Origin of the sequence: Mesorhizobium sp. BAC0120, from assembly GCF_033542235.1 — a bacterium.
GTDB lineage: Bacteria > Pseudomonadota > Alphaproteobacteria > Rhizobiales > Rhizobiaceae > JAWRCU01.
This window is the reverse complement of sequence record NZ_JAWRCU010000006.1, coordinates 251941-273664: the sequence shown is the minus strand read 5'-3', so window position 1 is coordinate 273664 and position 21724 is coordinate 251941. Positions and strand designations below refer to the sequence as shown.

At 59.3% G+C, this 21724-nt stretch carries 18 protein-coding genes and 3 pseudogenes; 10 read left to right on the top strand and 11 right to left on the bottom strand.

What is annotated here, in order from left to right; genetic code table 11:
* Positions 1–49 precede the first annotated feature (49 nt).
* Positions 50–587 (bottom strand): annotated as a pseudogene (locus tag SAZ10_RS16575) (dihydrofolate reductase family protein).
* Positions 588–768: 181 nt separating this feature from the next.
* Between SAZ10_RS16575 and SAZ10_RS16570 the strand changes: the two are divergent.
* From SAZ10_RS16570 to SAZ10_RS16555, 5 genes are all read left to right on the top strand, one after another.
* A complete protein-coding gene (locus SAZ10_RS16570) occupies positions 769–990 on the top strand; it encodes a hypothetical protein (protein ID WP_318610416.1) in 222 nt (73 codons plus the stop codon).
* Between the two features lie 191 nt (positions 991–1181).
* Entirely contained in the window at positions 1182–1796 is a 615-nt protein-coding gene (locus SAZ10_RS16565) for a class I SAM-dependent methyltransferase (protein ID WP_318610415.1), read from the top strand.
* A gap of 654 nt (positions 1797–2450) precedes the next feature.
* On the top strand, positions 2451–3149 hold the full coding sequence (locus SAZ10_RS16560; protein ID WP_318610414.1) for a hypothetical protein: 699 nt from the start codon (positions 2451–2453) through the stop codon (positions 3147–3149).
* Between the two features lie 38 nt (positions 3150–3187).
* Positions 3188–3571: a peptidoglycan-binding domain-containing protein gene (locus SAZ10_RS33625; RefSeq protein ID WP_412535231.1), complete on the top strand. Its 384-nt coding sequence runs from the start codon at positions 3188–3190 to the stop codon at positions 3569–3571.
* A 435-nt stretch (positions 3572–4006) separates the two neighbouring features.
* Positions 4007–5062 carry a BLUF domain-containing protein gene (locus tag SAZ10_RS16555; protein ID WP_318610413.1) on the top strand — a complete coding sequence of 352 codons (1056 nt, stop codon included), beginning with the start codon at positions 4007–4009 and terminating at the stop codon, positions 5060–5062.
* 329 nt (positions 5063–5391) lie between these two features.
* Here SAZ10_RS16555 and SAZ10_RS16550 read toward each other — a convergent pair whose 3' ends face one another.
* From SAZ10_RS16550 to SAZ10_RS16540, 3 genes are read right to left on the bottom strand one after another with little or no spacing between them, the layout of a single operon-like run.
* Positions 5392–5868 carry a hypothetical protein gene (locus SAZ10_RS16550; RefSeq protein WP_412535236.1) on the bottom strand — a complete coding sequence of 159 codons (477 nt, stop codon included), beginning with the start codon at positions 5866–5868 and terminating at the stop codon, positions 5392–5394.
* A gap of 29 nt (positions 5869–5897) precedes the next feature.
* Complete coding sequence (locus tag SAZ10_RS16545; protein ID WP_318610411.1) at positions 5898–6392, bottom strand: TspO/MBR family protein; 495 nt, start codon at positions 6390–6392, stop codon at positions 5898–5900.
* 46 nt (positions 6393–6438) lie between these two features.
* Positions 6439–6663, bottom strand: a complete 225-nt coding sequence (locus SAZ10_RS16540) for a DUF378 domain-containing protein (protein ID WP_318610410.1) — start codon at positions 6661–6663, stop codon at positions 6439–6441.
* A gap of 226 nt (positions 6664–6889) precedes the next feature.
* Between SAZ10_RS16540 and SAZ10_RS16535 the strand changes: the two genes are divergently transcribed.
* Positions 6890–7474 carry an XRE family transcriptional regulator gene (locus SAZ10_RS16535; protein ID WP_318610409.1) on the top strand — a complete coding sequence of 195 codons (585 nt, stop codon included), beginning with the start codon at positions 6890–6892 and terminating at the stop codon, positions 7472–7474.
* A 173-nt stretch (positions 7475–7647) separates the two neighbouring features.
* Here SAZ10_RS16535 and SAZ10_RS16530 read toward each other — a convergent pair whose 3' ends face one another.
* A complete protein-coding gene (locus tag SAZ10_RS16530; RefSeq protein WP_318610408.1) occupies positions 7648–8862 on the bottom strand; it encodes an IS256 family transposase in 1215 nt (404 codons plus the stop codon).
* Positions 8863–10344: 1482 nt separating this feature from the next.
* A complete protein-coding gene (locus SAZ10_RS16520; RefSeq protein ID WP_318610527.1) occupies positions 10345–11880 on the bottom strand; it encodes an FAD-dependent oxidoreductase in 1536 nt (511 codons plus the stop codon).
* 288 nt (positions 11881–12168) lie between these two features.
* Between SAZ10_RS16520 and SAZ10_RS16515 the strand changes: the two genes are divergently transcribed.
* Positions 12169–13017, top strand: a complete 849-nt coding sequence (locus tag SAZ10_RS16515; protein ID WP_318610407.1) for a LysR family transcriptional regulator — start codon at positions 12169–12171, stop codon at positions 13015–13017.
* A 104-nt stretch (positions 13018–13121) separates the two neighbouring features.
* On the opposite strand, the gene SAZ10_RS16510 is transcribed toward SAZ10_RS16515, so the two are convergent.
* Entirely contained in the window at positions 13122–14009 is an 888-nt protein-coding gene (locus tag SAZ10_RS16510; RefSeq protein WP_318610406.1) for a sensor histidine kinase, read from the bottom strand.
* A gap of 395 nt (positions 14010–14404) precedes the next feature.
* Here SAZ10_RS16510 and SAZ10_RS16505 point away from each other — a divergent pair, with 395 nt between their 5' ends.
* Complete coding sequence (locus SAZ10_RS16505) at positions 14405–14755, top strand: DUF488 domain-containing protein (RefSeq protein ID WP_318610405.1); 351 nt, start codon at positions 14405–14407, stop codon at positions 14753–14755.
* Position 14756: 1 nt separating this feature from the next.
* On the opposite strand, the gene SAZ10_RS16500 is transcribed toward SAZ10_RS16505, so the two are convergent.
* The 4 genes and pseudogenes from SAZ10_RS16500 to SAZ10_RS16485 all read right to left on the bottom strand — a co-directional run bounded on the left by SAZ10_RS16500 (position 14757) and on the right by SAZ10_RS16485 (position 19346).
* On the bottom strand, positions 14757–15380 hold the full coding sequence (locus SAZ10_RS16500; protein ID WP_318610403.1) for a Tim44/TimA family putative adaptor protein: 624 nt from the start codon (positions 15378–15380) through the stop codon (positions 14757–14759).
* An 11-nt stretch (positions 15381–15391) separates the two neighbouring features.
* Positions 15392–16986 (bottom strand): annotated as a pseudogene (gene ctaD / locus SAZ10_RS16495) (cytochrome c oxidase subunit I).
* Between the two features lie 100 nt (positions 16987–17086).
* A complete protein-coding gene (locus tag SAZ10_RS16490; RefSeq protein ID WP_318610402.1) occupies positions 17087–17728 on the bottom strand; it encodes a 5-formyltetrahydrofolate cyclo-ligase in 642 nt (213 codons plus the stop codon).
* Between the two features lie 721 nt (positions 17729–18449).
* Positions 18450–19346 (bottom strand): LysR family transcriptional regulator, encoded by an 897-nt coding sequence (locus SAZ10_RS16485; RefSeq protein ID WP_318610401.1) that lies wholly within the window; start codon positions 19344–19346, stop codon positions 18450–18452.
* 91 nt (positions 19347–19437) lie between these two features.
* Here SAZ10_RS16485 and SAZ10_RS16480 point away from each other — a divergent pair, with 91 nt between their 5' ends.
* Both SAZ10_RS16480 and SAZ10_RS16475 read left to right on the top strand, forming a co-directional pair.
* Complete coding sequence (locus SAZ10_RS16480) at positions 19438–20808, top strand: MFS transporter (protein WP_318610400.1); 1371 nt, start codon at positions 19438–19440, stop codon at positions 20806–20808.
* 294 nt (positions 20809–21102) lie between these two features.
* Positions 21103–21715, top strand: a pseudogene (locus tag SAZ10_RS16475) (IS630 family transposase); the annotation flags it as partial.
* Positions 21716–21724: the final 9 nt, after the last annotated feature.

Here is a 21724-nt window from a genome sequence, read left to right as displayed (position 1 = left end):
GTCGGCGCTCATATAGGGATAAATTGCCAAGGTTTCAGGATTTCCGTGACTATGCCGGAACGCATGTCGACCTGATCACCTTCTCGCCGATACGATCACTCGACACGAGGCGCAGTGAGGGCCGGGGCCCGGCGAAGAACGGGTTGCCGCGGCCGAGCACAATGGTATGGAGGTACAATCGATACTCGTCGACGAGGCCCAGGTCGGTCAGACCTCCCGCCAACTCTGGTCCGGAAACCACGATCTCCACGTCGAGCTGAGCGTTCGGCCGGCGTATGGCTATCTCCAGATTGCCGTCGACAAGAGTGGCATTCGGGCCAACCGACTTCAACGAGCGCGACACGACCCACTTCGGTTGGCTCCGCCGCGCCGCCGCGTAGTCTCGTTGTGCCTCGTCCCACGCGGAACGGTCTTCGTCCCAGTACGGCATCACCTCGTACATACGGCGACCGTATACACTGCCGGCCAAGCCGCGCACCTCGTCGATGAAGTGACGAAAAAGCGCAGGGTCGGGCGCAAGAGGCTGTGTGGTCGACATAGCCGTCCAGCGACTGATTCAACAATAGGCGAGCTTCGCCAAACGGGATCTTCTCCTCGCCCCTTTTTGCCGCATCCGGGATGTTCGCAACAGTGGGCTTGAACGTCGGCCGGCGGGCGGGGGCCGCCGCTGTTCGCGGTTTACGGATTTGTAAATTGCCCTCTGCGGCTAAACCAAGATACCGCTGGCCGGCGGCTCGGTTTCGCGCTGCTCAATTGTGGGAGAACACCATGTTTCGCAAGGTTCTGGTTGCAGTTTCGGTTGTGACGTTTGTTAGCATGCCGGCATTTGCCGCCACCCAGTATTGGGTTGCGAAGGACGCCACAACGAAGAAATGCTCCGTGGTTTCCATGAAACCAGACGGCAAGAAAAAGATCGACGCCGGAACAAAAGCTTACGATTCCCAGGCCAATGCCGAGAAGGCGTTGAAGCTGCTGAAAGATTGCAAATAAGGGCAAGTTGCGCCGGTTTAAGCACCGCCCGCTCTGAAAGCCTGAGCGTGCTTTTGCGGCGCCTGGAACTGCGTCGAAGCCGCCCGGGGCCGAAGGCTCCCCTGGCTGATCCCTGGACCTTGGCTTTCAGTTGCCGTTCTACCCAACTGCGGCGCGTCTATCGCCGACTGTTTTCGCAAGGGGGGAATGTGATGTTCAGAACACTGCGCAGGCGCCGAGCCACCCTCACAAGCCGCACCGCCGGCTACTTTAACGATCGCCTCGATGGTGCGGGCGATCTGCTCCACAGGGCCAGAGGCGCCAGCATCCTCGATATCGGCTGCAATCGTGGAATGGTGGCCTTTCAGTTCGCCATGGCAGGCGCTTCGCTGGTGCATGGCTGCGATGTCTATGAGGAGGGATTGAAGACCGCCACAGAGGTTTTCGCGGAATGGCCGATAGACTCCCGGTTCGAATATGTGGATCTGATCGGTGGTCCGCGCGCCCTGTCGAAGGCATTCGGTTCGGAATATCGGCGGCACTACGACATAGTCTTGTATCTCGCCGTGCATCATAAGCTGAAGCGCGTAATGGAAGCCGCCCCGCTTGATGCCCTGGTTCGACATCTGGTCGAGCGTGCCGGGAAATGGTTTCTTTGGCGCGGGTTTCTGGAGCAGTTCGATGAGATCGCGGCGGCTGCAGATGCAAGCGGCCTCATGCTCGTCCAGACTTCGAACATATCCCAGGCGGTGCGAAACCATATCGCGATCTGGACGCGTCCCGGGTTCCTGGACCAGGCGGAGCCCAATTTGCTGCCGAGGGTCTGACTAGCGTCCATAGTGCCAGGGATCGCACGCCGGCGGATGCCCTTGGGAACCCCTTGGAAAATCAAGGGAGCAATTTGCAACATGGCGCGACACAAAATGCCGAGTTTAGGGCTAGCGCCGATCACCTGAACTGCTGATTTGCCTTTGGAAAATGGCTGGCTGGAGTTCCTGGGCGCTTTTCGAAATTTCTGTTTGGCACCTCCAGCCGAATTGCGCGCGCTTATAAAGGAGATTGGGGTAGCAAGGAATGCAGCGGAGTAGTCTAATTAGATTGGGATCCCGGACAGCTTGCTGAAACCGGTCGCCTCACTGGTCCCCTATAAATGGCGCCGCCGGTGTGCGGGTTCGAGTTGCCGGAGCGATACGAGCGTTCCGCACGATGAACGGTAGCGGGTGACCGTTTCAAATGTTCTCCACATTCGCAGCTGGTCCCGTTGGCTGCCGTGTTGCTTCGTAGCTCTCGTCGCCGTCCCAGAAGCGGCGGCTTCCTTTGTCCGCTGACCGAAAGAGGATGTGCAGGCCATCGTCTTCTAGGGATCGGAAGTGGGCAGACGTCAAATAATCGAACACAGCTTTGCTTGCGAGGCCGATCTGTGTAATGTTCAGCTGTAGGTTATTCTTGGTGGCCCGGGGCGATTTACGTGGAGAAACAAAATGGGAGACACAAATTGTCCGCCTCCGGAGAAACTGGTTCCGGATGAAAAGGAGCGTCAGCAGGTAGAAAAGGAAATAGAACAGTTTATTGAATCCCATTTTGAGGCAAGCCCCGCAGAACTCGGCGCAATAAGTGTTTTTAAAGATCCAGGAAACGACTCGAATGGTCGCAACCAAAGCCAGCAGGCGTTTAAGACATGGCTGCAAACTTTTTCTGGGGTGCCACTAAATCAAGATCGACTAAGCAAACCGTTTTCCGTTCCTGATATCGCCAGTCGACGCCCTGGTCTCCAGGTTAATGAATTCTATGAAATAAAGCCAGATACACATAATGGCCAAAGAGATTGCGGTCAAAAGGTAGTCGAAGTAGGTTCTTTCCTGCATGAAGTCGGCGCGGTATTTGTGCCGGGGTTAGACTATGAGATAGCCCCAAACAAAGAGTTTGTGTTTAACAGACAGGTAGGTGCAGTTGAGGTTGAGATCAGATTGACTTGGAGGGTAGCGGCTCCGGGAAATATTTGGTACAAAGTTTGTCTATTTGTGAAGAAAAAGCAAGAAGTCAGGGAGCCGAGCGCCGACAATAAAGCATTTTTGTTTGCTTTGATTTTGTTGGCTGTCGCAATCGCGTTGGCCGTGGGTTTGAAAGGCGGCCGTGGGATGAGGTTTCCAGGTCAGATACCTGCACCAAGCGCCGCGTAGCAGCTCTTCATTTTTGCGAGTTGTATAGGAGGGTTACAATGTCTTGCTTGCGGGGTTCAGTAGGTGAGGGCGGGCTCAATCACTCCAGAGATGTCAAATATGTCCAATTTTTGCTGTGTGATTGGCGATACTGTGCAGGCGGGGTTGGAATTGTCGTGGACGGAACCGCAGGGCCGAAAACCAAAGCTGCAATAAGAGAATTCCAGACGAGACACACAGGCATAGTGGACGGTCGTGTGGATCCGGCGGGTCGTTCGATTAAAGAATTGGAGAATATACATATTAATAGCTTTGTTTCACAGATTGGAATATCAGCTTCGAAATACAGTTATCTTCCTCCCAAACCCGCTGCGCCAGGGCCTCTTTCCTGGTCCGGGATTGTAGACCGCTATTTTAGCGCGCTCTATAGTAGCTTTAGCTGAGGCTGCGCCCTAGACAAGTGCTTGATGCGTGCAGCCAAGGACGTTTGGCTCTCAGTGATGGCACGTGCATTGGTCTCGTACTTGCGGGTCGAGCGGCCGAGACCGACCGCAACACACACGAGCACGTCGGCCCGGCCGCTCTCAGAGCGCAACAGCTGCCATACGTCCACGACTTCGCGTGCTTGACCAGGACGAAGTTAGGCCCGAGTTCAGACGTTGCTGGGATCCTCCTGAACGAAACGTAGTCCCGCCTCTGCCGGAAGGCGACGTCGGAAGCCTTTGGGCGAAGTTTAGTTGCACAGTTGCGCCTCACCCGCACGAATGGCAGGCATTACATCACGGCTCGGCAGGGGGGGCCGCCGAGTTCACGAGTGCATTGACAATACCGAAATCAGCGATTGCTGTTCGCATGGTCGGCAAGGCCAACTGCCACTGATGAAACGCCTATCCTACATTAGCCGGTTTGCCCGCCCCCTCACCAAGCGTGACATTGACGCCATTCATCTATCCGCAACCCGATACAATCGAGAACATGGAGTCACCGGCATTCTAGTTTGTCTGGGCGATATGTTTTTTCAAGAACTTGAAGGGAAGGGCGCCGTCATCGACAAGCTCTACAACGAGCGGATTCTGCAGGATAACAGGCATCAGAACGTGCTTTGCCTGAATTCAGTAAATGGCGTCGGCGCCCGCATGTTCCCAGATTGGCACATGCAGATTTTTAACCTGAACGAAGAAACGGAAGTTCTTCCTATGGCCTTCCGTCAAGCTTTAATTGCGCTTCTCGAATCCAATCACATGATCTCGCAGTATACGCAGCCGAGTATCCTTCGCTTCCTCGAGCGAGGAATAAATCCGACCCTCATTAAACCGCGGCGGCTTCGGGCCACCGTTCTCTTTAGCGATATTGTCGGTTTCTCGTACTTCGCGGAACGTTTGAAGCCGGTCGATCTTATTGATTTGGTGAACAGTCATATTGATGCCTGCACCCAGTCGGTCGATCGAAATGGTGGCCAGGTGAACAAACTGCTCGGGGATGGGGTTCTTGCCTATTTTCCCCAGCGAAGAGCGGATGCGGCAGTGGCAGCGGCCACTGATCTCATCGAAGAAATGAATCGTCGGCGAAGCCGCGCGTCCGGCACCAGTCCACATCATCTTCTTTATGGTGGCGTCGGGCTCGCCAACGGGATGGTCTACGAAGGCAATATCGGCTCTGCGTTGAAACGGGATTTCACGATTCTCGGAAATACCGTGAATTTAGCATCACGTCTTGAGTCATTGACTCGCGTACTAAAAGTGCCGGTGATTGCCACCGCATCTGTCACAGATCGAGCGCGTAGATCATGGGGGTTTCAGTCCCTCGGGGCACACACCCTCAAGGGGCAGTCGGAAGCCCTTGAAATATTCGGACTAAAGCTCGTGCAATCCCTCCACGTCGATAAACTCTACCAGCAGATCACAGGGCTTCGTCGCTCAAATGAACGGGATTAGCCATTCGACTTTGCCAAGGTCGATTTTCGGCGAGATTGAGGTGCGCGAGGTTTCTCCATCATATGTCGACGGTTGCTCGTATCGGTCGCCAGCGTGCCAGGGCCACACAGACGATCCGTCGCGCTCTCATCATGGATATGGTCAGCAGTCCCGACATGTGAGGTTCGCCGGTTCTGGCGTGGAGCACTGCATGCTGCGCAAACTCAGCACTGGCCGGAGGGACGCCGCTTCGGCATGGATGCCGTCGGGGTGCGGTTCTGCATTTGCGCTTTGAACACGACGCCAAGCTTTGCTTGGCCGAAAAAATTGCAGGGTTGAAGCACCTCTTGTCAAATCAAGCGGCTGTCATACGCCCAGTGGAGCAAGGCTTGGCGCTGGCGCGGGCGACACGATAGGTTGCCGGCCGCGCAGGCGCGGTGCAACTGGGCGACATGGCGGCGGACGGCCTTCCAGCGGCCAATCTGTCGATCGTCCTCCTCCGGTATTCTACGGCCCTGGTAGTACCGGCAGTACCACTGGAACCAGCCACGCGGATCGTCTGGATGTAACCAGCCCTTGGCCCGCCAGACACTGAGCGACTGGCTGGCGTCTACCCCGAAATAGTTGAGTGACGGATCTTTTCGCCGGGGCGACAGGCGAGCGTTGGCAAACCAACTTTTGGGGAATTCGTCGCGGCAATCGGTCATGTACTTACCGCCGAACACTCCGAGTGCGAGCATCTCTGCCGGCGTCAGATCGGGCCGGAAGTCCGCATGAAAGTTGCTCCCGGCCGGTACAACCAGGGCATAGCTGTACCCCTGTTGCATCCGGTCATTCACCTCGATCCAACGGGGCTTCACGGGGTGCCCCTGGCGGCCACCGACAGGCGGTTGCGCCACCAGATCGAGAAGTTGAGCGCTGACGCAAAGCTTACCCAGGCCAAGTAGGGGACCAGTAGCCAGGCCGCGGTCGCGCTCTGCGGATGAAAGAGGGCAATGGTCGCAAGGATCGACGCCCAAAGCAACACTATCTCAACCAGCGCCAACCCCGGCCGCTGAAGCCCGAAGAAGATCGGGGTCCAGGCGGCATTGAGCAGAAGCTGCAGCGCATAGATGCCGAGGGGCACCGCTGCGCCCGCGAGACCCGAGTCGCGCCATACGAGCCAGCCGGAAAGGGCGATCATCAGGTAGAGCGCCGTCCAGACGGGCGCGAACAGCCAGTCCGGCGGCTGCCATGGCGGCTTGTCGAGCCGCTTGTACCAGTCGCCAGGCCGAAAGATCACACCAGTTGCCGCTGCGCCAAAGCTCGCAGTTCCGAAAACCATCAGCGTCAGCAAGGAGGATTTGTCCATGTTTCGAAACGGAGGCGCCTGCGCGTGCAGCAGTTCCCTCGAACAGCTATCCGTTGCGGTCTGCCGCGAATTCGCTAGAGCCCAGCGAGGACAGTAGCGGGATGATCTGCCAGGCTGCCGAGAACCCCACCAGAATATAAACTAGTCTGGCTGGCGCCGAGCCAGCTCCAAAGATCGCGGCCACGAGATCGAAACTGAACAGGCCGACCAACCCCCAGTTCAGCCCGCCTACGATGACGAGAATAAGGGTCAGAGTGTTGATGGATTTCATTGTCTACTCCAGCGTTGGGGAATTTATCCATTATGCGGCTTCGCCGGTTCTTCCCCGTACCGACGGGCAACGTCACTCGTCCCAATGAAAGGGTTGCCGGGACACGGAATGTCATCTGGAGAGAAGTAGCTTTCTCTCCAGTCAAATTTTCGTGACACTTAAAGGAATTTTCTTCACACGAAAAATCCAGTAGAGCTTTCTCTTAGAATGAAAAGGAGTTCTCGACGTGCTGTCTGACGCGCTTAAGAACGAGCTTCAGCGTTATGCGATCGGCCCTCGCATCAAGGCGCTTCGCTTGAGGAAGAAATTGGGGCTCGTTCAGCTGGCAGGCCACACCGGCCTGTCCCCGGCCATGCTGTCGAAGTTCGAGCGCGGGCACATGTTTCCCACGCTCCCGACCCTGCTCAGGATCGCGATGGTCTTCGGCGTGGGGCTCGACCACTTCTTCACCGCCGACAGCGAACAGCCTGTGATTGCGGTGACGCGCAAGGAAGAGCGTGTCAGGCTTCCGACTCCACCTGGGCAGGACCCGCCCGCCTATCTGTTCGAAAGCCTGGACTACCCTGCCACAGATCGCCGAATGGAGGCGTTCTATGCCGAATTCCCGGCTGGCTCACGCCCTTCGGAGGAGCATCAGCACGGCTGCGCGGAGTTCATTTACATCCTGAGCGGCCGGCTAGCGGTCGATGTAAACGGCAAGGAAACCACGCTGAAGGTCGGGGACGCAATCTATTTCGACTCAAGCGTTCCGCACCGCTATCGCCGCGAGGGCAGGGGAGCCTGTACGGTCCTCGTTGTAACGACGTCATAGGGCCGGAGGCGAACGACAGCTAGCTTGAATCGTGGGCGTTGAGCTCGGTCCGATTATGCCGTTTCTCCAGTCGACGGAGTTGTGTGCGTCAAGTTCAGCAAAACGGACTGACGGTGACGTAGGCGCATCCGCCGCCCAGCCCCGTGTCGCGGCGCGACGGAAGCCGGGCCGCATCAGGCGGCCAATGCTCGAAGGAAGGCTCTCCTTCTTGTGCTCACCTTGTGCTCACGTAGAGAGTCCATGTTGAGGTAGCGGGTCGCCTCCAGCCAGGTCTCGTGGATCTCCACCGCCAGCGCCCGCACCAGCCGCAGGCAGCTCGCCGCGTTGGGGAAGATGCGAACCACCAGGGTGCGCCGCTCGATCTCCTGGTTCAGCCGCTCCAGCATGTTGGACGACGTCATGTGCTTGTGGTGGGGCAGCGGCAGCCGATAGAAGCTCAGCGTCTCCTCGATGTTGCCGTCCACCCAGTCCACCAGCTTGGGGTATTTGGCCTGCCACTTGCCGATCCATTGCGCCAGGTCGCGCTTGACCTCGGTAAGGTCACGGCGGTCGTAGAACCATCTGAGCTCCATCAGGCAGTCGTCGTCGACCTTGCGCGGCACATAGTCGAGGGCGTTTCTGAGGAAGTGCACGTAACAGCGCTGCCAGACCGCCTCGGGCAGCACTTCGCGGATGGCCGCTATCAGCCCCGGGTGATCGTCGGAGACAACGAACTCGACGCCGGCGAGCCCGCGGTCGCGCAAGCCGACGACGAACTCGCGCCAGCTCGAGCGGCTCTCGCGGTTGGCCAGCTCGACACCCAGCATCTGCCGCCGGCCCTCCCAATCGACCCCGATCGCCACCAGCACCGCCTGGCTGGCGATCACACCGTCGTCGCGCACCCGCTCATAGCGCGCATCCAGGATCAGGTATGGGTAGGGCTCCGCAAGCCGTCGCGTGAAGAAGGCCGCCAGCGCCCCGTCCAGCCGCGCCGTCGCCGCGCTCACCGTCGAGGCCGAGAACGAATGCCCGCACAGCTCCTCGGTGATCGCCTTCACCTTGCGGGTCGACACCCCTTGCACGTACATCTCCACCAGCGCCGACACCAACGCCTTCTCCGAGCGTTGATAGCGCTCGAACAGCTCCGTCGAGAACCGACCTGACCGATCCTGCGGCACCCGCAGCTCCAGCACGCCGACCCGCGTCACAAGCTTGCGCTCGTAGTAACCGGACCGGTAGCTCAGCCGCGTTGCCGTTCGCTCGCCCTTCTCGGCCCCGAGTGCCTCCGTCATCTCGGCTTCCAGAACTTCCTGCACCACCGTCTGCAGAACCTGCCGAAACCCATCCGTGGCCGACAGCAGCAGCGCTTTCAACTCCGAACCACCCAACCTATGCTCTTGCTTGGTCATGGCACCACCCCTTCCACGGGATCGGTGAATCGCAACTTCAGCACCGTGCCATGACCGCCCTGCCTTCAGAGCGGAGCCTGTTCTTTCTCCAGAGCTTTTTGCAGAACCTTCAGAACAATATCCGATGGCCGGCTACGTAGAACCGCGCAGACGAGGTTCGGGATTATGCCGCGGGCTAATGGTACTGGTTTGTCCCAACGCCGGCTCATCCGGGCGAGCTTCGCCGCCGCCGCGCTGGACGGCTCAACCTCGCCGCCTGTTCGTGCTCCTTCCCTTGCTCGCTTTTCTCCCGAGGCTTTCCGCTGCCGCTGATTAGGGTTGATGTCACCGAGACAGGATCGCTGGCCGGAAAAGTGTCCTCCAAACCTTCTTGCAGCTGCTCCTCAAGGACAGCAGGGTCCTCGGACCGCCCCGGGGTACGCCGTTTTTGGGGCATCTGTCCTCCTCGGTGGCTTGGTATCAACATGGCCTTCGAAGCCTCCCGATGGTAGTCTAAACTTTGCTGTCCGCAAGGTGTTCAACCCTCCCGGATCTCCGGTTCTTTGCCATGTCTCAGGCCGAAGTACTCGCGGACGAGCAAGCCGCGGAGGTTGACCTCCAGGAGGACAGGGGTCCTCGCCACGCCCTCTTCGGCAGGCTTCCTCACGCATCGCAGTGTTGTGCGTGTGTTGAACAGCGACCCGATCGCTGGCCCGTCTGTCACCCAGGCCTCAATAGGAGAATTCTCAAACAGCAGAGGGCATTGGCTCAGATCAATTTTGGAAGATCAACGACCTTGCGAGGGCGGCCTCACCAGCGTAGCTCATTTATTGTATTCTGATCCCCGTCATCGGCGCCCCACAGGCGGAGGGCACGTTGTATCAATAGACCTCAAGCGGGCGCATCGAGACACTTGGCCGGGTATTGAGCTAACAGGGAGAACTGTGGACCATCGCTGTCGCGAGCGAAGAGAAACATTGTAAGCTATGGACCAGTCCTTCGCGTAGCGATGATGGCGCTCAGTCGTGCAAAGAGCGCCAGAAGTTGATCAGTCGCAGGAACATAGACTTCAAGACCGTGGCGAACGTGACAGAGGAAGGTCGAGCAATCGTAAGCTGGTCGGTGGGCCGTGTCGGTTGAAAGGCCGGTTTATCGAACACGACGTCAGCGGTCCCTCTCTGGGCCAGAAGCGACCTTCGGGAATCCTGCACCTGCTCAGCTTGCAATTTCGTGTAGGGCCCCAGTGGGCGGGTAGTTTGACGTCCGCGCCGGACCCAGCAATACCATCTGCCGCCGTCCTCGAAGATTTCGACAGAAGTTGGGATTCTGTTCAACGGATCTTTGGCGATGTCACCGACAAATACGACACTTCTTGCGTGGCGTTCCGCGGATACAGGAGTTCTGTCGGTACCTTTGCCTTCGTCTGGTGACCAGTACATATATAGGACCCTTTCGATAAGCATGAGTTTCGGAAAAGGGGACGCGATACAAAGATCTCCTTGGCTACTTCGCGCTCTCGCGCTCCATTTGCAGTTCGGCCTCAAGGTTTTCGGTGTCTCGGAAGATAGAGGCGATCGCCAGCACGCGTCCTTTGCACTTAAAGCGCACCAGGCAATCTCTGGCGTTGATTTCGCCGTCGATCACGATCTCGTCCCATTGCCGAGCATGACCAACATAGTTGATGGGAACATCGTAGTGCTGAGTCCAGAAGAACGGGACAGTGACGAATTGCTCGCGACGGCCGAGCATATTGACCGCAGCGGCTGAACCCTGCATTTCGGCGCTGACCCAATGCTCGACACGGATGCTTTCATCGCTGCGAGGATCTGGCCAGCGTGCGATGTCGCCTGCCGCGAAGATTCCTGGCACGGTCGTTTCGAGAAAGGCATCCACGACCACGCCACGGTCTACGGCAAGTCCAGCGCGCTCGGCGAGCTCGGTCCGCGGACGCACGCCGATTCCTGCTACAACGAAATCGGCCGCCAATATGCCGCCGCTGGCAAGGACTACGCTGGTTTTGTCAATACCAGCAACGGTATCCTCGAGATGGAATGCGACACCATGTTCTTCATGGAGGGCACGGATAAAGTCGCCCATTTGCGCACCCAGGACACGCCCCAGGGGCCGCTTGTCGGGTGCTACCACATTTACCTCGACATTGCGTGCGCGCAGGGCCGCGGCAACTTCCAGGCCGAGGAAACTGGCGCCCAGCACGACGGCTCGGCGCGCGCTGCGGGCGCGTTCGATGATCGCCCGGCAATCCGCGAGTGAACGCAGGGTCAGAACATGTGGCTGGTTGGAACCGGGGATGGTTGGATGGACGGGTTCGGCGCCGGTCGCGAGCAATAGCCGATCGTAAGGAATTCGGTTTCCGTCCGCCAGTACGACCTGTCGAGCGGCGGCCTCGATGCCCAGGACGTCCGTGGCAAGACGCAGGTCGATACCGTTCCTTGAGTAGAAATCATGGCTTCGAAGGGGAATCCAGTCCTCGGGCGCTTTTCCAGCAAGGTAATCCTTGGAGAGGTTAGGCCGATCAATGGGAGGCGCTTCGTCGTTGCTAAGCAGGGTGAGGCTGCCTTGATATCCTTCGCGTCGCAACTTGTCGGCGGCAGCAAAGCCGGCCGCGCCTCCGCCGACAATGACAATTTTCTCGGAGTCCGCTCCGGAAGCCTTGCCGCCCGGTGCTGGTTCCATTCGTTTGCGCTTTCCGACGACAAAAACCCTGCCGTCTCGCTGCTCCACCCACCACCGTGCCAGTCCTCTGAATGCGGGTGCGCGCAAAGCTTCGCCGGTGCGCAGGTCGAAGCATGCATGATGCCATGGGCAGCGGACGGTGTTGTTGACCACCAGGCCATCTGCGAGTGGCCCGCCGTAGTGCGTGCAGTGCGCATCGACCGCAAAAATTTCGGTACCACGTCGCACGACCAATACCTGATCGCCGCCGCAGTGGCCGAGTAACTTGCCGCCGTCGGGAAGGTCGGCAAGCGCTATACCCTGGAGCAGATCGGGCAAGTCGTGTTTGGTGTCATCGGCAGCCATTGTCTTCATCCCTGGCGATCCAAAAATGACCATTTCAACGTCTGAACAGTAGGGCCCCTTCGCCTCTGCCACCACGGGGAAGGCGGTGGCGCTCATGACTGTCCGCGTCCGATTATCTACAGTGCGGCTCCTCGATACGTTATACAAACGAATTTAATCGGCGATTGAGCGCAAGTTTCTTGTTGGATGCAAGTTTAGGCATATATACCCAGCGATCTGTCTTTTTTCTCATCTATTTAAAAAATGAACTTGATTGACATTTAAGAACAAAACTTATGTCATAAGTCGATGGACATCGAACTGGCGCGTACCTTCATTGAGGTCGTTTCGACCGGAAGTTTTGTTCGAGCATCGGACCGGCTGAATGTCGCTCAGACGACCGTGAGCGCGCGAATTCGAACTCTCGAGCAACAACTGGGACGGCAGCTTTTCATTCGGCACAAAGGTGGAGCTTCGCTCACTCCAGCCGGCGAACAGTTCCTGCGTCATGCTCCGATGTTCGTCCAGCTGTGGCAGCGCACGCTTCATCAGGTTGCCATGCCTCCTGGTCGTCGCGCTGTTCTGAGCGTTGGCAGCGAAGTCAGTCTTTGGCAGCCACTTTTGCTGGATTGGGTCAAATGGATGCGTCGGTCGCTTCCGGACATCGCACTTCGCGTGCACGTCGACGTGCCGCAGGACTTGATCAGCCAAGTCGCATCGGGGATGGTTGATGTGGCGATCATGTACGCGCCCCAACATCGACCAGGGCTGAAAATCGATCTACTGCTCGAGGAAAAACTCGTCCTTGTTACGACCAATCCTGAGGCGCGGCTCCAAGATGGCGCCGAATATGTGTACATGGATTGGGGACCGGAGTTCACGCTGCATCATGGTATGAATCTGCCGGACCTTAGGCCGGACCTTTTCATGGATCTCGGTCCGCTCGCGCTCAGCTACGTCCTCTCAGCGGGCGGGGCCGGCTACTTCAGGATGAGTGCGGTGCAGCCTCATATCGTGGCCGGACGACTCCAACTCGTCCCCGAAATGCCGCAGTTCTCGTATCCGGTCTACGCGGTCCAGTCGGCGAATGCGGATGAAACAGTGACAGGTCCGGCCTTGGCCGGGCTCCACGCCATTTCAAACGGGGGGATCGAATAGGACGCAGCCGTCCGTTGCCTCGAGATCGGCTGGTATTGTTGGGCATCTCGACGAAGGCGGAATACAGGCGAGCGATGATCGCCGATAACCGCCTATGGTGAGATTCATAGATCGAGTTCGGCCGATGGAAGAAATAGATCGACGGTCGTTCCAATTCCTTGTTCGCTCGCGATCTGGACATAGCCGCAAAACATCTCAGCGAATGCATGCACCTGTGGCAATCCTATTCCGGTGCCTTTCTCCCCCTTCGTGGTGAAGAACGGGTCGAACACCCTTTCCAGCACGTCAGGTGCTATACCGCAGCCCCAGTCTTTTACCCGGATGCGGACATAAGTCCGCGATCCAGGGGGATCAGACGTCGTCGTTTGCTGTACAAACCGCTCCGTCGCGATTTCAATGACGCCGCCGGCTGGCATTGCGTCCCGGGCGTTAGCAACCAGGTTGAGGATCGCTGCATCGAATAGTGCCGGGTCGACGAGGCAGGTCGGAATATCGCTTGCCAATCGAAACCTGACGTTGATGTCTGGTCCCGCCCCATATCTGAGCAAAGGTTCAAATGTCTTGAGGAATTCGTTGACGTCGCCAAAATGCGCATCGAGCTTCCGATGCTTTGCAAAGGCCAGCAGCTGCGAGGTCAATTCGAATCCCCGGTGAATACCGTCACGCATGGCCGCGAAATAGGCTCGAACCTGCTCCGGCTCGTCGGCATTTCTTTCGGCCAGTCTCAAGCCGGATTCGATCGCCGCCAACAAGTTCCTGAAATCGTGCGCGATTCCGCCGGCCATTTCGCCTAGGGCCGCCAGTCTTCGTATGGTCCGCGCCTGCTGGCTTAATTGGAGAAGGTTTTCGGTGGCGCTATCGAAATCCGTCCAATCACGTCGTTCCTCGCTATCCGTGCAGCCGGAATTGTCCGCATTTGAGCAGGAGACCCACTCGTGGCCTGGCTGGCTATCTTGAGGACGATGATTGGAAAAATCCGGCCTGAAGGTCATGAGCAACACCCACGTCACGGACGGCCGGCATCTATCCAATAACCGACCATCAGCCCGACCATGATCCACGCATGACACGCTGCAAGATTGTTCGATGCAAAGCAATTGAATATAAATGAAGGTTCTGAGCAATATTTCTGCTGTCTTTGCCAATAAAGTGCAGCGAAGGAGAGCGGTGCAAGAAAATTGCGCTCAATGACCAGATAAATTCATTTGTCATGCCAATCGTCAGATCCAATACTTCTGCTATCGTCAGTCCTGTGGATCAAATCCGGAGCCAGGAGGCGATTCACGGTTGACGCAAGGCAGACAGTCATGTCCGCAATTTCCGAGCTGAACACGGTTCGCGGCTATTCGGCTTTCCTTGATCTCGACGCCCGATCAGTGAGACCCTCATGATGCTCCGTTTGAAGCGCGTCTATGAACCGTCAGCGGAGGACGACGGCCTGCGGGTCCTCGTCGACCGCCTCTGGCCTCGTGGCCTGAAGAAAGATGAAGCCCACGTCGATCTCTGGCTAAAGGAGATCGCGCCGAGCGCCGAGCTGCGCCGGTGGTTTGGGCACGATCCAAAGAAGTGGATCGGGTTTCGACACCGCTATCGCGCCGAGTTGGGGGCGAGAAATGATCAGATAGCGATCTTGCGTCAGAGTGGCGGCCGCGGCCGCGTCACGCTTCTCTACAGCGCCAAGGACGAGGCTCACAACCAGGCCATCGTGTTGAAGGAGTTCCTTGAAGAGGGCAGGTGACCTATTCCAGTTGCGATCCTTCATCAGTTGCGATGAGGACCCATCCGCCGCGTCCGGCCGACAGGGATCGCGAAAATGTCCAGAGGTCCGCGGTCGCCGTAACGGCAGTTGGGTCGCCGCTGATTACGTCGCCGGCGGCGGAGCGTTCTGCGCTGACGATCAGTGCTCGGAAGAGCACGGTAACCTCCATCGAGTCAGCGGACGTCGCGGCGTTCACAATCTTGGCGGAATCGATCCCAATGAAGGATAATTCCAGCGTTGCCTGCCTTTCTATCCGCTCGGAGCAGGCGACAGCGAAGGCCGCGAGCACCTCGGTCGAGAGGAGCGGTCGCAGCGTCTTGCTATCATCGATCGCGTAGGCATGAAGGACAACTTCGTACGCGCGCCGCGCACCCCTCAGGAAGGACTCCGCGCTAAACTTCGGATCGAGTTCGCAAAGCCGTGCGAGGCTCGATTCCTCTGCAACGGTCGGTGCTCTGCCTTTCGGAAACTTTGCTGCTGTGTGCTTGGACTTTCTCGCAGCGTCCGGCGTTGCCAGGATGTCTAGAGCCCAGAGAAACGCCCACCATAAACAAAACAGAATGATTGCGGGCGCGTTATTGGCGACGTCTGAGGCTTCGTTCACAACGACCCCCTTCAGCGTATGCGAGGCAGGGAATTGAATTGATGGAAGGGCGGGGGTGAGGACAGTGTCCATTCGAGCGTCGTCGCTCCTTCACCCCACGGATTGGCTCCCGCGACGCGCTTGCGTGCAAACGCCTCCGCCACCGCGAAAAAGAAGACGATCAGTCCCGCGCCCGAGACATAGGAGCCGGCCGACGCCATGAAGTTCCAGCCGGCGAAGGCGTCGGGATAGTCGGCGACGCGGCGCGGCATGCCGGCGAGCCCCAGGAAGTGCTGCGGGAAGAAGACGAGATTGACGCCGACGAAGGTCAGCCAGAAGTGGATGCGGCCGAGCGTCTCGCTCATCATGTAGCCGGTCATTTTCGGGAACCAGTAATAGAAGCCCGCGAAGATCGCGAAGGCGGCCCCGAGCGACAGCACGTAATGAAAATGCGCCACGACGAAGTAGGTATCGTGGAGCATGCGGTCGACGCCTGGATTGGCGATCATGACGCCGGTCACGCCACCGATGGTGAAGAGCAGCACGAAGCCGGTCGCCCAAAGCATTGGCGTCTTGAAGCTTATCGAGCCGCCCCACATCGTCGCCAGCCAGGAGAAGACCTTCACCCCGGTCGGTACCGCGATGACCATGGAGGCGAAGGCGAAATAGCGTTGGGTATCGACCGACAGGCCCACCGTGAACATATGATGCGCCCACACCACGAAACCGATCACGCTGATGGCCACCATGGCATAGGCCATACCCAGATAGCCGAAGATCGGCTTCTTCGAGAAGGTCGAAATGACGTGGCTGATGATCCCGAAGCCCGGCAGGATCATGATGTAGACTTCCGGGTGGCCAAAGAACCAGAACAGGTGCTGGTACAGGATCGGGTCTCCTCCGCCGGTGGGCGCGAAGAAGGTGGTGCTGAAATTGCGGTCCGTTAGCAGCATCGTGATCGCGCCCGCGAGCACAGGCAGAGACAGCAGAAGCATGAAGGCGGGTACCAGCATCGACCAGGCGAAGAGCGGCATCTTGTGCATCGTCATGCCCGGCGCGCGCATATTGAGGATCGTTGTGATGAAGTTGATGGCGCCGAGGATCGAGGATGCGCCCGACAGATGGATCGACAGGATAACGAGATCCATGGCCGGGCCTGGCTGGTCATCGGTCGAATAGGGCGGATAGAGGGTCCAGCCGCCGCTGTGGCCGGTCGATCCGGAGGCGCCCGGAACGAACATCGACAGAACGAACAGGCAAAGCGACGCGGCCAGAAGCCAGAACGAGATGTTGTTCATGAGGGAAAGGCCATATCCGGTGTGCCGATCATGATCGGCACGAACCAGTTGCCGAAGCCGCCGATCAGCGCCGGCATGATGACGAAGAAGATCATCACCAGACCGTGCGCGCTGACCACGACATTGTAGAGGTTCGGATCCGAGAAGATCTGGAGTCCGGGCTCCTGCAGTTCCATGCGCAAGGCGACGGACAGGCCGGTGCCGAGAATGCCCGCCAGCATCGACAGCATGAGATAGAGCGTCCCGATGTCCTTGTGATTGGTTGAAAACAGCCAGCGCGTCACAAAACGCGGTGTGTGATCCATCTCGGTGCTCGTGGTGTCCGACATGCATCCTGCCTTTCTGTTGCCACAGACCCGGTGTCGGAACGGGGACGGTGCTTCGAGGTGCCGCCGTCGTGATGGCGCCAGGCCTTGCCTGTGTGCCCAATCAGTCCGTAACGATCACATCCATGGGAACGTCGTGGTGCTGAGGGTAAACCGTCGGTATCCAGCTCTGGGCGTACCCCACACCGATGGACAGCGGCTTTCGCGTCATGGTTGCCAGCGTCCGGTCGAAAAATCCGCCGCCGTAACCTAGGCGGTAGTTTGCATCGTCGAAGCCGACCACGGGTGCGATCACGATATCCGGCTGTACGGCAGAACCACGTGCTGGGACGAGCATGTTCCAGAAGCCGCGTTCCAGTGGATCGCCGGGCGACCAGGTCCGGTACTCGAGAGGCCAGCCCTTCTGAACGACGACAGGCAACGCGATCCGCCCACCGCGCTCGATGATCATGATACCCCAGTTACGCAGATCCGGCTCGCCACGAAACGGCCAGTAAGAGCCGACGATGCGGCCGGCAAAATTGCCAATCGTGGAGTCGAGAAGGCTGGCGATGCGTCCTGAACGAATCTGGCGCTCCTCTGGCGTCAACGCCAGCCGCTCGTCGATCAGTCGCTTGCGCTCCGCCTTCCTCCACCTTGAGATATCGTTCCAGGCCTTCGAGCGGGCGGATTCGATGCGGTGTTCCTGCGGCAGTTCATGCGAGTAAGGATATTGGATGATTTCGACTTGCGCGTCATCTTGCATAGTCTAGGTCACGGCTCGTGACAATATCCAAGCTGCATGCCTTAAATGCAGAACGCAAACGGAATTAAATGCCGCATAAGTGCAAAAATATTGCACTTACGGCAGGACCAATGCATATCGATCGGGCGCGAGTATTTCTGGAATTTGTGCGTCCCGGCAGCTTCCTGAAAAGAGGTGGACACCCTACGTCACGAAAACGAATGTGAGCGCACATGCCGGGGATAGGCGCACAGGTGCACGCGTTCACCGAGTTTGGCGGCGAGGGAGCATATTGCCAATGAGCCGGAGCCTGAGCCAACCGTTCGTAAAGGATCGGGCGCGGCAGGCGCACGAAAGTCCGAACGAACCCGCGGGCCACAGTCGATGACTGAGGCGGATTGCTTTTCCGCATGGAAACCATAGCATACGGCGCTGCTGAACCTGTTAAGTCGATCGGTTGAACGACCTCGCAAGAAGGGAGACGCGCGCTTCCAAAGAGGCGGGACCGAGCTCCTAGGACCTCTGGCGGAGCCGCGTTCTTAACAAACGAAAGGGAGCCCGTCGTCTTCGATGTGCCATTCATGACTACATCGAACGCGCGAAATGGCCGTTCGTCCAGTTGGCTGCCAGGATGGCCTTGAGTGCCAAGGTCCGTCTGTCGTGATCGGCTTGATGTTGCGCTACCGCTTGACGACTTTTCCCCTACGGTCACAATTCTCGAATTGAGGGCCAGCACCGTCGGTCAGGGGCCCTTGCGGAAGGACTCGAACACCATCGCGCGAAGCCAGCGGTGGCCGGCGTCGCCATCCATCCGCGGATGCCAGATCTGCGACACGACGATCTCGGGCATTGCAATAGGCAGATCGAAGAGCGCTGTCTTGTAGCCAGGCAGTGCGAGGCAGGCAGAGCGCGGGACGAGACCAAGGAAGTCGGAGGCCGATACCACGGCGATCACCGCCGGAAAGCCCGGAACGATGACACTCACCCGGCGCGAGAGCCCGCGGGCAGCCAGCGCCTCGTCTGCCGGGCTCGAACGACCCCGCCGCCGAGCGAACACCACATGGCCCCAGGCGCATAGCCGTTCCGGCGTGACCGGCGCATCGAAGAGGGGATGGCCGGCCCGGGCGATACCGACATAGGTATCGCGATAGAGAGTCTGGGCGCGAAGTTCACCGCCATCGCCAGAGATCACCCCAATCTCAAGATCGACCGTACCGTCCCGCAGCGGCCCGATATCCTTATCGGGCTTCGGCAAGAAGCGCAGCCGAACGCCGGGTGCCACCGCCGACACTGCCGCGCTCAGCTTTGCGGCATAGAGTTGCGTAAAGGCCTCGTTGGCTCGCATGGTGAACTCGCGTTCCATGTTCCGGGGATCAATCGGCACCGGCGGCCGCAGCACAGCCTGCGCCCCTGCTGTAAGCGTGCGCACCTGATCCGCGATGGCCTCGGCGTGAGGCGTGAGCACCATCGCGCGGCCGGCCGGCACCAATACGGGATCGCCGAGCGCCTCCCTCAGCCGCGACAGGGTGCGGCTCATTGCAGAAATGCTGAGCCGCAACCTGTGCGCGGCCCGGGTCACGCTACGTTCCTGGAGCAGGACATCTAGGGCGGCGAGCAGGTTCAGGTCGATGTCACGCATGGCGTTCTACGCAAGGGTCTGTTGAGTTCGTTGCGTCTGGTGCAATTCTTAGCGGCGCCATATCAGGACTGCGTCACAGAGGAAAGCTCTTATGTCCCAGTCGATTCTCACGCTCCCTACCGACGGCCTGCCGACGCCACGCCGTCACGTCGCCATAGCCGTCCTCCTCCTGACGTTGGTGCTCGTGGTGCTCGACAGCGCCATAGCCAACATCGCGCTGCCCTCGATTGCCGCCTCGTTGAATGCCAGCCCGAGCGATACTGTCTGGGTCGTTTCGAGCTACCAACTCGCGGTCCTGGTGGCGCTGCTGCCCTGTGGCGTCATCGGCGAGATGGTCGGGCCCCGGCGGGTCTTTCTCGCGGGCGTAGCGCTCTTCACGCTGGCCTCGGCGGGCTGTGCCTTCTCCAGCACCCTGCCCATGCTGGTGGCCGCGCGGTTCGTGCAAGGCCTCGGTGGCGGCGCGATCATGGCGTTGGGCATCATGAACTTGCGGTTCTCGGTGCCGCAGCGTCTCCTCGGCACGATCATCGGTGTCAACGCCATGACAATCGCCATCGCCTCGGCCGCCGGACCGGGCATAGCCGGCGCGATCCTCGCAGTGACATCTTGGCCCTGGCTCTTCGCCGTCAACATCCCGCTCGGTATCGTCGTGCTGGCGTCCGGTGCCGTTCTGGCCCGGGCGGAGGGCGTGGCGCGCCGGCTTGATGGCAAGGCGCTGGTTGCCAATACCCTGATGTTCGTCCTGTTCTTCCTCGGCGCCGACCGCGTCGCGCAGACCCCGGTGTCGGGTGGCCTGCTGATCGCTGCGTCGGTCGTCTGCCTCTTGGCGTTGTTGCGGATCGAGCGCCGAAGCGCAGCGCCGCTGGTGCCGATCGATCTCTTGGTCACACCCGCGTTCCGAGCCTCTGTCATCGCCTCGGTCTGCTGCTTCACCGGCCAGATGCTGGGCCTGATCGCTTTGCCCTTCTACCTCCAGCACAGGCTCGGCATGACAGCGACGGAGGCGGGGCTCTACATGATGCCCTGGCCAGCGGCGGTGGCGGTGATCGCGCCGATCTCCGGGCGGTTGGCCAATCGGGTGAAGACGGCCTCGCTCTGCGCCGCGGGTGGCGCCCTGCTGGCCATTGGCCTCGCCAGCGTCGGCCTACTGCCGGCCGATCCGCGCGGAGCGACTTTCATTATCGGCACCGCGATTGCCGGCCTCGGCTTCGGCCTGTTCCAGACCCCGAACAACCGCATCCTGCTGCTGTCGGCGCCCAAGGCGCGCAGCGGCGCTGCCGGCGCCATGCAAGGCACTGCGCGGCTGACCGGCCAGACACTCGGCGCCATCGTAATAGCGGTCATCTTCGCGGTCGTCCCGCTCGCCTCGGCTCCGGAGATGGCGCTGGTGCTGGCCGGGGCCTTCGCCGGCGTCGCCGCCGTCGTCAGCCTCGGCCGAGCGCAGCACGAGGCATTGGTCTAAGCTGGAAGCGGGCGATGGGAAGTGCATCTTAGACTTGCTACCGAGGATCAAGCGCAAAGCTGCTCCGCAGACGAAACGGACGTCCCAGCGACAAGCGAGCGCAAGGAAGTCGCCGGGCAGCTTGCAGGAAATCCAACTCCTTCTTCCGGCGGCAAAAAAGCGGCGCAGAGCGGCTATGCGCAACTTAGCTTCCGGCTGTACGTTTAGAGCGGGATGAGATTTGTAGGAGTCGTGGGATTCCCAAATCAGCAACGATCTGATTCAACCTCGATGCTGAGCAGGAGGCCAGCATCGATGGCTCGATATTCGATGGATTTGCGCGAGCGGGTTTTTGCGGCGGTCCAGATTGAAGGGCTTTCGCGGCGTGCCACCGCAGCCCGATTTGGCGTCAGCTACAGCGCAGCGATTGAATGGTTGAAGCGGGTGGAAGAGACCGGCAGCGCGGCCCCCGTCAGGTCGGCGGTTACAAGCCGAAGAAGATATCGGGGGCTTGGCGCGACTGGCTGTTTGAGCGCTGCCGAACGAAGGATGTCACCTTGCGTGGCCTTGTGGCCGAGCTTGGCGAGCGCGGCCTGAAGGTCGACTACCGCTCGGTAAGGGAGTTCGTGCACGCCGAGAAGCTCAGTCACAAAAAAAGACGCTGATTGCAGCTGAGCACGATCGTCCAGATATAGCGCGCCGGCGTGCGCGGTGGGTTCAGTATCAGGATCCCGCCCGCCTGGTGTTCATCGACGAGACTTGGATCAAGACCAACATGGCCTCGCTACCGGGCTGGGCGCCGGTCGGACAGCGGATCAAGGCCAAGGTACCAAATGGTCACTGGAAAACCATGACCTTTGTGGCTGCGCTGCGCCATGACCGCGTCGACGCGCCCTGGCTCATCGACGGGCCGATTGCACGAAGCCGTCGACACGCT

Coding starts and splice junctions, on each gene's coding strand:
- SAZ10_RS16515 (WP_318610407.1), top strand. CDS start 12,169: ATGGACATCGAACTGGCGCGTACCTTCATTGAGGTCGTTTCGACCGGA.
- SAZ10_RS16560 (WP_318610414.1), top strand. CDS start 2,451: ATGGGAGACACAAATTGTCCGCCTCCGGAGAAACTGGTTCCGGATGAA.
- SAZ10_RS16520 (WP_318610527.1), bottom strand. CDS start 11,880: ATGGCTGCCGATGACACCAAACACGACTTGCCCGATCTGCTCCAGGGT.
- SAZ10_RS16485 (WP_318610401.1), bottom strand. CDS start 19,346: ATGCGTGACATCGACCTGAACCTGCTCGCCGCCCTAGATGTCCTGCTC.
- SAZ10_RS16490 (WP_318610402.1), bottom strand. CDS start 17,728: ATGCAAGATGACGCGCAAGTCGAAATCATCCAATATCCTTACTCGCAT.
- SAZ10_RS16540 (WP_318610410.1), bottom strand. CDS start 6,663: ATGAAATCCATCAACACTCTGACCCTTATTCTCGTCATCGTAGGCGGG.
- SAZ10_RS16510 (WP_318610406.1), bottom strand. CDS start 14,009: ATGACCTTCAGGCCGGATTTTTCCAATCATCGTCCTCAAGATAGCCAG.
- SAZ10_RS16555 (WP_318610413.1), top strand. CDS start 4,007: ATGAAACGCCTATCCTACATTAGCCGGTTTGCCCGCCCCCTCACCAAG.
- SAZ10_RS16480 (WP_318610400.1), top strand. CDS start 19,438: ATGTCCCAGTCGATTCTCACGCTCCCTACCGACGGCCTGCCGACGCCA.
- SAZ10_RS16570 (WP_318610416.1), top strand. CDS start 769: ATGTTTCGCAAGGTTCTGGTTGCAGTTTCGGTTGTGACGTTTGTTAGC.
- SAZ10_RS16565 (WP_318610415.1), top strand. CDS start 1,182: ATGTTCAGAACACTGCGCAGGCGCCGAGCCACCCTCACAAGCCGCACC.
- SAZ10_RS16505 (WP_318610405.1), top strand. CDS start 14,405: ATGATGCTCCGTTTGAAGCGCGTCTATGAACCGTCAGCGGAGGACGAC.
- SAZ10_RS16530 (WP_318610408.1), bottom strand. CDS start 8,862: ATGACCAAGCAAGAGCATAGGTTGGGTGGTTCGGAGTTGAAAGCGCTG.
- SAZ10_RS16550 (WP_412535236.1), bottom strand. CDS start 5,868: ATGCAACAGGGGTACAGCTATGCCCTGGTTGTACCGGCCGGGAGCAAC.
- SAZ10_RS16545 (WP_318610411.1), bottom strand. CDS start 6,392: ATGGACAAATCCTCCTTGCTGACGCTGATGGTTTTCGGAACTGCGAGC.
- SAZ10_RS33625 (WP_412535231.1), top strand. CDS start 3,188: ATGTCTTGCTTGCGGGGTTCAGTAGGTGAGGGCGGGCTCAATCACTCC.